9 protein-coding genes are annotated in these 9,176 nt (G+C 69.7%); 3 read left to right on the top strand and 6 right to left on the bottom strand.

What is annotated here, in order from left to right:
• From AN218_RS18960 to eccB, 6 genes are all read right to left on the bottom strand, one after another.
• Positions 1-1,104 (bottom strand): WXG100 family type VII secretion target (locus tag AN218_RS18960; protein ID WP_070018071.1); only part of this gene is annotated, 1,104 nt, incomplete at its 3' end.
• 38 nt (positions 1,105-1,142) lie between these two features.
• Positions 1,143-1,472, bottom strand: a complete 330-nt coding sequence (locus AN218_RS18955; protein ID WP_070018070.1) for a hypothetical protein — start codon at positions 1,470-1,472, stop codon at positions 1,143-1,145.
• Between the two features lie 26 nt (positions 1,473-1,498).
• Positions 1,499-2,851 carry a type VII secretion-associated serine protease mycosin gene (gene mycP / locus AN218_RS18950; RefSeq protein WP_079132332.1) on the bottom strand — a complete coding sequence of 451 codons (1,353 nt, stop codon included), beginning with the start codon at positions 2,849-2,851 and terminating at the stop codon, positions 1,499-1,501.
• A 135-nt stretch (positions 2,852-2,986) separates the two neighbouring features.
• A complete protein-coding gene (locus AN218_RS18945) occupies positions 2,987-3,277 on the bottom strand; it encodes a WXG100 family type VII secretion target (RefSeq protein ID WP_070018069.1) in 291 nt (96 codons plus the stop codon).
• 92 nt (positions 3,278-3,369) lie between these two features.
• The gene (locus AN218_RS18940) at positions 3,370-3,681 is read right to left on the bottom strand and encodes a WXG100 family type VII secretion target (RefSeq protein ID WP_070018068.1); all 312 of its coding nucleotides are present in this window, start codon (positions 3,679-3,681) and stop codon (positions 3,370-3,372) included.
• A 355-nt stretch (positions 3,682-4,036) separates the two neighbouring features.
• The gene (gene eccB / locus AN218_RS18935) at positions 4,037-5,578 is read right to left on the bottom strand and encodes a type VII secretion protein EccB (RefSeq protein ID WP_070018067.1); all 1,542 of its coding nucleotides are present in this window, start codon (positions 5,576-5,578) and stop codon (positions 4,037-4,039) included.
• A 614-nt stretch (positions 5,579-6,192) separates the two neighbouring features.
• Between eccB and eccE the strand changes: the two genes are divergently transcribed.
• The 3 genes from eccE to AN218_RS18920 form a co-directional block, all read left to right on the top strand.
• Complete coding sequence (gene eccE, locus AN218_RS18930) at positions 6,193-7,521, top strand: type VII secretion protein EccE (protein ID WP_070018066.1); 1,329 nt, start codon at positions 6,193-6,195, stop codon at positions 7,519-7,521.
• Positions 7,521-8,426 carry a hypothetical protein gene (locus AN218_RS18925; protein WP_244900526.1) on the top strand — a complete coding sequence of 302 codons (906 nt, stop codon included), beginning with the start codon at positions 7,521-7,523 and terminating at the stop codon, positions 8,424-8,426. Before eccE ends, AN218_RS18925 begins: the two co-directional genes overlap by 1 nt.
• 384 nt (positions 8,427-8,810) lie before the next feature.
• Positions 8,811-9,176: SCO5717 family growth-regulating ATPase (locus AN218_RS18920; RefSeq protein ID WP_275936984.1), on the top strand; the 366-nt coding region annotated here is incomplete at its 3' end.

Here is a 9,176-nt window from a genome sequence, read left to right as displayed (position 1 = left end):
GCCGCCGACGAGACCGCCGCCCACAGCACCCGCTGTGGCGCCGCCGGCGCCGACACCGCCCACGCTGCCGCCGGCCCCGACGCCCGAGGCGGCTCCACCGCCCGACACGCTGGCACTTCCACCGCCGGAGATACCTGCCGGCGCGCTGTCGACGTGAGTCTGACTCGTCGGCACCTGCTGACCGCCGGAGATGCCGGCGTCACGCGGACCGGTCGCGTCTCCCACCTTGGCTGTGCTCCCCGCGTCCGTCTTGGAATTGACTCGCCCGCTCGCGGAGGGCGTCGCAGAGGATCCAGAAGTAGCCGGAATCGGCGTGGGCATAGGGGTCGTCGGATCCGACGGCGGGATGTCGTCGCGACCGTCACCGACGCCGGGGTTGCTCTTCAGCCTCTGCCCGTACCCGACATAACTCCGCCCAAGGTTCTCCATGATGGCGACGGCCTTGAGCTGCTCTTCCTTCTCAGCCCCGATGTAGCCCTCGTTGGCCTGGGCGATCAGGTCCTTCGGGATGTTTCCGCTCTTGACGTCCTGCTCGGTGTACTTGTCGTCACGGCCGGAGTCCGTGACGCAGTCCCACGCCTTCGAGAACCAACTCGGCTTCTCGATCTTGCTGATGGCGTCCCGCTGCGTTCGCAGGTCGTCCGAGGCCCGGGTCATCACCTGGGAGACGTTGGAGGCATGCGTCGCGCTGTTGGCAATCTGCTGAAGAATCTTGTTGGCCTTGGTCCTGAACTGGTTGGCGCTCTCGCCCTCCCAGTGCTCAAGAACGTTGTCAACGGCCTTCTTCAACTGGCCGTAAGCACTGTCACCCGAGGGAGAGCCGCCGCCGCCCGAACCGACCAGCTTGTCGTGAACTCGCTTCCAGTGCTTGCCGATCTGATCCACACCGTCCGGATTGGCGTGCTCGATCATGCCCTTCAACTGGTCGATGTCGTGGGCAGTGAAGTCGGTCTTGAGCGGAAATTCCGCATTGAGCTTTTTGTAGTCCGAGATCTCTTTCTCGTGACCCTCGAGGCCCTCAGCGTGCGAATCCCGCTTGGCGTTCTCGATCGCCTGTCGCTGAGCCTCGATCTGCTCCGGCGTCTGATAAGCCGGGTATCCCATGAGCCGTCACTCCCCACCGTTATCCGTCAACACTCGGCTTACGCACCGAAGTCGGTGTCGCTTGAGACTCCGCGCTTGTTCTTGTGCTCCTGGTCGTCGTAGTTCCGGCGAACCTGCGAGGCATTGGAGCTGAACTGGTTGATCAAGCGCTGCAACTGCTTGATGTAACCCTCGATGTCGCTCTTGACTCCCGAGTGGGCCCCGCGGAACTCGTTCTCCTCAGCGAACCCCTTCCCCAGCCACCCCGCAGGAAGATACGTCTCGTACTTGGCACAGGTGTGCGGCCCGCCCATGTCGTCGACGACGCGGTTCAGCTTCTTGATGACCTCGTCCAGGGCGCTCAGATCGACCTTGTATCCGCTGCTCATTGCCCCGTCTCCTCTCCCCCTGCTGCCTAGTGGCTCGTTGAAGTTGTCGTGTCCGCCGGGCCGTTCGCGGCTGCGCGCTTGCGGCGGTGGTCGCGGGCTGCGATCGCAGTGCCGCCGATAAGAAGTGTCAGTACGGTGCCTGCTGCCATCACATAGACGGAGAGGCGCTGCGTGCGTTCCGTCGGGCTCTCGCCGATGGTGAGGGACATCGGCGAGACGTGCCGGCCCCTCTGCTGCTTGTCCCGGACCGGCCGGTCCTGTGGCTTGTCGTCGCCCGAGACGGCGGCGACGGGATCGACGACACCCCAGCCCAGTTGCGGATCGGGGCCCGAGCCCGGCCTGTTGGCCGTCTGGGCGAGGCGGGCGGCGATCTGCTCGGAATTCCAGCCGGGGTACTTCTGGATCATCAGCGCGGCCACGCCCGCGACGTACGGCGCCGAGAAGGAGGTGCCGTCGGCGGAGCACTGGCCGCCCTTGGGGACGGTGGAGACCATGCCGACGCCCGGAGCCGCGACGTCCACGAACTTGCCGGACTGGGAGAAGAACGCCCGCTCGTTGTTGCGGTCGGAGGCGGCGACGGCGACCACGCCGTCGTACGCCGCGGGGTAGGTGTTCTCCTGCTTCCCGTTCGCACCGTCGTTGCCCGCGGCGGCCACGACCAGGATGTCCTTGGCGACCGCGCTCTGGATCGCGGCCTCCAGGGCGGCGTTGGGCTCCTTCTCGACCGTGTCCGACGAGATGTTGATGACCTGCACGCCTTTGGAGACCGCGTACTTGATGGCCTGGGACAGCGTCTTGGAGTTGCCCTGCTTCTTCGGGTCCTCGCTGCCGGTGTAGCGCAGCGGCAGGATCTTCGCTCCGGGCGCGATGCCGGAGAAGCCGGTGCCGGGGGCCTTGCGGGCGGCGATGATGCCCGCGACGCGCGTCCCGTGGCCGTTGACGTCGGTCGTGCCGCCCGAGTTGCCGACGAAGTCCTTGCCGCCCGAGGCGAGCGCGGGGCGGATCTGGGAGTTGCCCTTGTCGACGCCCGTGTCGATCACGGCGACGGTGACGTTCTCGCCGGTGGCCTCGCTCCACAGCTCGTCCAGCAGGACGCGCTGGAGCGACCACGGCGTGCTCTTGATGTTGTCGCCGCCGAACTTGCACTCACTGCTGCTGTCCAGGCCGCGGTCCTGGCCCGCGGCTTCCGCGGCGCCCTGCGAAGTCCGCGTACCGTGCGCGGAGTCCGCGGCCGCCGGTGCCGCCGAGCCGGCCGCTGCGATGCCCAGGGCCGTGAGTACGACGAAAGCCCGCTGCGCACAGCGGGTCGCACGGGGCGCGACGGCGCCGGCCCCTTCGTTCAGTGCTTCGTCATCGAATCCGGTGACAGCCTTGGACATCGTGATTCTCCCCCGGGGACGCCGGTCCGTGCCGACGTGCTCACCCCGGCCCAGTCGAACGCCCTTGACGCAACGGCAGGAGCGGGCCGGCCTGTTGTGGCCGGACCCACTCCTCGTACGGGCGCTGCCGGTTGCTCAGTTGCCCCAGACGTTCGCGTTGCTCTTCTCGGTGGACTGGTAGTTGTCCGCCGAGTTCTGCAGCGCGGTCGAGATCTTGAGCAGCACCTGGTGCAGGTGGTCCGCCGTCTGGTCCCACTGACGCTGCTTCGTCTGGTAACCCTCCTGGGCGGAACCTTCCCAGGTGTTGGCGACGCGCTTGACCATGGCCTCAAGGTCGTCGAGCTGACTCTTGATGCGGCCGGCAGTGGACCTCACGTCCTGCGAGGCCTGCGACACCGTCTGGAAATTGACAAGAATTCCGGACACTTACGACTCCTCCTTCAGCGATTCTTCGGTAGTAGTAGCTGTGAACTCGTACGGGGTTGTGGACACCCGCTGACCGGCCTGACGGGCCTGGCTCAGCCGAAGTCCGACATGATCTTGCTGACCTCGGAGTTCTGCTGCTCTTCCGTCGCCGAGTAGTTCTGACGGGTGGAGTCGACCGCTTCCTTGATGTCGTTGAGGATGTTGTTCATCTTGCGTGCATCCTCGTTCCACTGCTGCTGCAGCCGGTGGTAAGCACTGGCCGCCTGGCCCTGCCAGCCGCCGGCGATCTGGCTGATCACACCGTCGAGGCGCTTGACCTCGCCCTGGACGGAGCTGTTGACCTCGCTGATCTTCGAAGACAGAGCGCGAAGCTCGTCCTCTGTTACCCGAAACTGTCCTGCCATGGCGCACCTTCCCCCATGCTTCTTCTGATGAACGTCTCAGCAGCCCGTGTCGGGCTGGTGGGTCACCTTATGCCACGTACAGAACGGGCCGTCAGTTGACACCGTGAGAACACTACCTTGCCCCGCAGACACGACTGTTCGCACGCGATTTCCGTCACGTGGTCAACACACCGCCGCGACCAAACCGTGATCGCGCGGGCGCCAGGTGCGATCACGCACCGAACTCACCTTGCCCCCGACCGTTCCCCCGAAACCCCCCGGACGTACGTAACTCCCGTGACGGACACGGGAGTTACGTCCTACCCAGGAACGCACCGGGTGATGCGCGCGCCAGGCGCGAGCGGAGGCGGAGGCGTCACAGCCCCTGTTCCTGCGAGGCGCTCGTCGAGTCCAGCGAGGGTCCCTTGGGCAGCAGCGCGGACCAACTCTGCGGCACCCGCGCGATCTTGGCCTTCTCGTACCCGAGCCGGAACTGCGCGTCCTTCTCCTTGTCGCCGCCGGACTCGTCGCCCTTGCCGCTGTTCTGGAGGGCGTAACGCAGCCCGGAGTCCGTCAGCAGGAACCGGCCTCCGCCGCCGCCCCGGCCGCTGAACTCCCGGTAAAGCAGCCCGGATCCGGAACTGACGTACGCGCTGGCGGCACCGTCGACGATGTTGGCCGGGTAGTCGGGACCGGCCCAGGCCGCCAGCTTCGGCGTACCGCCCGACATCTTGCCGGTGTAGACGCTGCACGAGACGGTGCGCGGGGTCGAACCGATGCCCTCCGCCGCCCGGTTGACGGGGTCGAGCACGTCCTGGGGCCAGCCCTTGCCCCCGGTCGCCACGGTGCTGTCCGCGCCGGCCCGCGTCGCCTGGAGCTCGTTGACGGAGACGGGCTTGCGCTGGCCGAGGCCCGCGCCGCCCATGGCGAGCTTGGCGACGAGCGGGCTGGTGCGCTGCACCTTCTTCTTCATCACGACGAAGTAGTAGGGGTTGGCCGCGTTGTCGGACTTCAGCACCTTGCCGACCTGGCGTGCCTCCTGCGGCAGTTCGGACGCGCCCCCGAAGCTCACCGGGGTGCCGGCCGTGGCGTCCAGGTCCGGGAACGTCAGCTCGTCACCGGACTTCAGCGTCTTCAGCCACTGCGTGGAGACCTGCTGGGGCCTGTCGGGGTTGCGCAGCGCGAGCCTCGTCAACAGGTCCCGCTCCGCCCGGTACTTGGCGCTGCTCTGGTTGGGCCCGTGCAGCATCATCTTGGTGCCGGTGCCGTCCACGACGTACTGGTCCCCGGTCTCGCTGTCCTGGACGAAGAGGGCCTCGCCGTCGCCGAGCCGGTTCTTGTCCTGCAGCGCCTTCTTGTCCCGGCCGCCGAGCACGAACACGCCCTGCTGCGGCTCCCCTTGGCCGTTCGAGCCGGGCTTCTCGCAGACGGCCCACTCCTTCGGGGTCTCCGCGTCCTCGGTGCTCGGCAGCCGGTCGGGGGCGTAGGGGATGCCGATGGTCGCGCCGCGGGCGAGCGGACTCTCGTCGATGTCCTTGCCGGAGACCTCGATGACCTCGCCCTTGCCCTTGTCGAGGACGAGCTTGGCGGAGGCGAAGTTCAGCACCGGGTGGAGCTGTTTGACCTTCTTCCCGGACTTCGTCCTGTCCGTGAGCACCACATACCGCGTCGTCGAGTCGCTGTCGACGATGATGTGTTCGCCCGCCTTGTCCCAGCCCTCGGGCGCGCTCGGGGCGATCGCCCCCCAGGCGATGGAACCGGCCACCAGCACCACGCCCACCACGATGCTGGGCATCATCGCTCGTACGGGGCGCGGCGCCTCCTCGTCGGACACTCTCGATTCCGGCTGCAGAAAGGCAGCAAGCGTGCGCTTCCGCGCGAAGGTGTGGGCGCTGAGCTCGTCCCGCCGCGTCGCCATCGGTCCCCGTCTCTCCCGTTCACGTGCTGGTGAAATACCCGGTGCCGGCGGTGACTTGAGGCCCCCGCGCCGGTCCGGCGCCCGCTCGGCAGGTGATCCCCGCGGACGGACGGGACGCGCCCCTCCGCCTCCTCGGCACCGCACCGGTCCCGGATCCGCCTCCCCCCGGCGGCACTACTATGCCGCCCCACGATGCGTGCGCAAACGCCCGGGTGGGGGCGGACGTCGCCGTATCCGCACAATGCCCTCACGTGCCCTGCTGTCGGCCACCTGCGGGACGGCTCCCGCGATGAGTATCCTGACGTCCGGCCGGCGTCCGCAGCGGTGCCGGCCGCTCCGGCTCCGCGTACGGCACCGGGGGTGAGGGAGCAGACGGCACAGCAGGGGGCGGCGGCGGACGCCGGGGGGCGGACCGCCCGTACGGGGTTCACCGGAAGCGTGACGCGGCCGGCGCCTGTGCGGCCTCCCACGCCCGCGCATCCCGTCCCCGTTCCGGCGGCGCCCGTGCGGCAGCGCCTCAGCGGCGGGCAGGCACAGGGCACCGCACACGGAGACGGCCGCACAACTGAGGTCAGCAGCCGTGCAGATGACACCTCGAAGGGGAAATACGGGGGATGACGAGCGCCACCCGCAACCGGTCCCAGGGCCGGCGCGACCCGTCGCAGCGCACCGACGAGCAGCAGGCCACGGCCGCCGCCTCGCCGGCGCCCACCACCGCGACGCTGCGTCTGAGCAGCAAGCCCGGCAGCTTCGGTCCGGTACGGCTCCAGCAGCTCGTGCTGATCGAGGTCGCCGCGGCCCTGCTGCTGGCCGCGTGGACGACGCAGAAGTGGCTGCTCGTTCCGGCCGCGGTGGTGGCCGGGCTGCTGACGGTCCTCGCACTGGTACGCCGCCGACAGCACCCGCTCTCGGAGTGGTATGAGCTGAAGCGTTCGCTGCGGCGCCGCAAGCGCGGGGCGAAGTACCCGATCCCGGCGGGCACGGACCCCAGCCTCACCCCGGCCGTCGAGTGCGACCCGGCGTTGCAGACCTCGACGTACGTCACCCGTGAGGACCGCGCGATCGGCATGGTCGGCGACGGCACCTTCCTGACGGCCCTCATCGCCGTCGAGGGCAAGGACGCCCCGCTGCGGCCCGGGCGCACGGGCCGAGTTGAGCGCCCCGTACCGCTCGACGTGCTCCATGACGCGCTCTCGACGGACGACATCCGGCTGGAGTCCGTACAGATCGTGCAGCACACCCAGCCGGCACCCGCTCCGCATCTGCCGGGCCAGTCCGTGGTGGCGCGTTCGTACGGGATGCTCCAGGAGGCCTCGGGCATTCCGTCCCTGCGCATGACGTGGGTGGCGCTGAAGTTGACGCCCGAGCTGACCCAGGAGGCGATCGAGGCGCGCGGCGGCGGTCTCGGGGGCGCGCAGCGCTCGCTCGCACGCGCCGCGGACCAGCTCGCGAGCCGTCTCGAAGGCGCGGGGTTCAGCGCCTCCGTGCTCAACGAGTCGGAGGTCGTCCAGGCGCTCGCCACCTCCACCTGCCTCAACCCCCGTGTCAACAGCGCCACTTCGCAGGACGGCCGCAACGCACAGCGCCGTACGGAGGAGAGCGTGCGCGGCTGGCGCTGCGACGACCGCTGGCACTCCACGTTCTGGATCAGCCGCTGGCCCCAGGTCGGCCCGAACGCGGTGAGTTCGGCGCATCTGGCGTCGATCCTCACCTCGCTGCGGGTCTTCACCTCCGTCTTCAGCCTGACCATCGGCCGCGGCGACGGGCGTTCCGCCGAGATCGCGGGCCATGTGCGCATCGTCACGCGCAGCGAGGACGATCTGTCCGACGCGCGGCGTGAACTCCAGCGCACGGCGAGCCGGGCGAAGACCGGGCTCGTGCCGCTGGACCGGGAGCAAGTGCCCGGTGTGCTCGCCACTCTGCCCCTCGGAGGCACCGCCTGATGTCCACTCCGATGATGCCCCGACAGACCGGTATGCCGGGTGCGGGCCTGGGCCGTCAGCAGCCGCAGGGGGGCGTGCCCGGCCAGGGTGGTCCCGGCCACGACGGCGAGTTCTCGCAGCCGCGCCATGTGGCGACGGCGACCGACACCGGTGTCATCCCGGTCTTCGGGCACACCGACGAGGCCGCGCTGGAGGCGACCCGTCCCCGCCGTCCCGGCTTCGGTCTGCGCGGCCCGCGCCATCTGCGGCACCGGGTGGCGGTCGAGGAACTGTCGGCGATAGGGGTACCGCTCGGCGACGACGGCGTCGTCATCGGTACGGACGCGCAGCGGCAGCCCGCCGTGCTGGGGCTCAGCCGGCGTACGGCGTACGACGTGCTGCTCATCGGCGGTCTGTGGACGGCGCAGGTGCTCGCGCTGCGCGCGGCGGGCACGGGTGCCCGTGTCGCCGTGGAGACGGGCCGTGCCCATGTGTGGACGGCGCTGGTGCGCGCGGCCGGCGCCGAACAGCAGTGCATGACGCTGTACGACGTGGGTCATGTGCCCTCGCTGGGCCCCTCGGTGAGCAGCCCGGTCGTCATCATCCGCGACTGCGGCATGAAGCCGCCGCGGGGCCGTGTGACGTCGGCGCCGTGGCAGTCCGTCGTGACGCTGCTCCCCTATCTCAGCCCGGCCGCACCGCGGTTGCTGCAGACGTCGTCCCTGGTGGGCATCCAGCGCGTCTCGCCGGACGAGGCGGCGCATCTGGCGCGGACGATGCGGCTGCCGCGTGAGGAGACCGAGGCGCTCCCGACGCTGGGCGACGGCGTCACTCTGTGGTGTACGCGCAAGGACCGCTACTACTCGCTGACGCAGCCGACCGACGCGGAGACGGGGCTGCTCGGCAACGCCCGCCGGCTCGACTGATCCGCGCCGGGCCCCGGGGTTCGCCGCGGACGTCAACGGCCCGGCGGGCGGCGACGGTTGGCCGCGGTCGGTCGCCCGGGGCGTCGCGCCGGCCGCCGGGACCGCCGGGCTCCTGACCGGCGACCAACCCCGGCATTCCGCCCAGATCGGCCCCTCCCCGTACCCGGAGGACAGCGGTCGTGAAGGGGCGGAAAGTTGACCGCCGGACGGCGCCCTCCGAGACTGGACCGAGACCTTCGACTGGTTGAGTCGGGTCGTGTCGAACAGAGTGGTCCCCGGGGCGCCGAGCATGAGGGGGCCGCAGTGCCGTGCCCCGGAGTCGTCGTCATTAGGCTGGGCCACTGCGCAACAAACGGGGTGTGCGACCACACAGCAGGAGGCATTGTGAGCAGCGATCGGGACGAGATCCGCTGGGGCAGGACGGGGCCCGACGCCGATCGGGCCGATGCGGATTCAGCGCCCGAGAACGACACGGAGTCGACGGGGCAGTTCACGATCGACTACACGCCGCCTGCCTGGTACACGCAGGACGCGGACGCTGCCGCAGCCCCCAACACCCCCGGTGTGGGGGGCAATCCGAGCGGTCCGACGACGCCACCCCCGTTCCCCGTGGCGAACGCTCCGCAGCCGCTGCCCGGTGCCCAGCAGCCCGGCCCGCCGCCGCCCGGTCCCGACGCCCCCGCGCAGGAGCCTCCGCAGAACGCCGCGCCGTACGCCCCGCCGGTGCCGCCGCAGTTCCCGCAGAGCCCG

The organism is Streptomyces nanshensis (assembly GCF_001751255.1).
Taxonomy (GTDB): Bacteria; Actinomycetota; Actinomycetes; order Streptomycetales; family Streptomycetaceae; genus Streptomyces; species Streptomyces nanshensis_A.
Note: the sequence above shows the minus strand (reverse complement) of the source record. Positions and strands in the feature narration are given on the sequence as shown.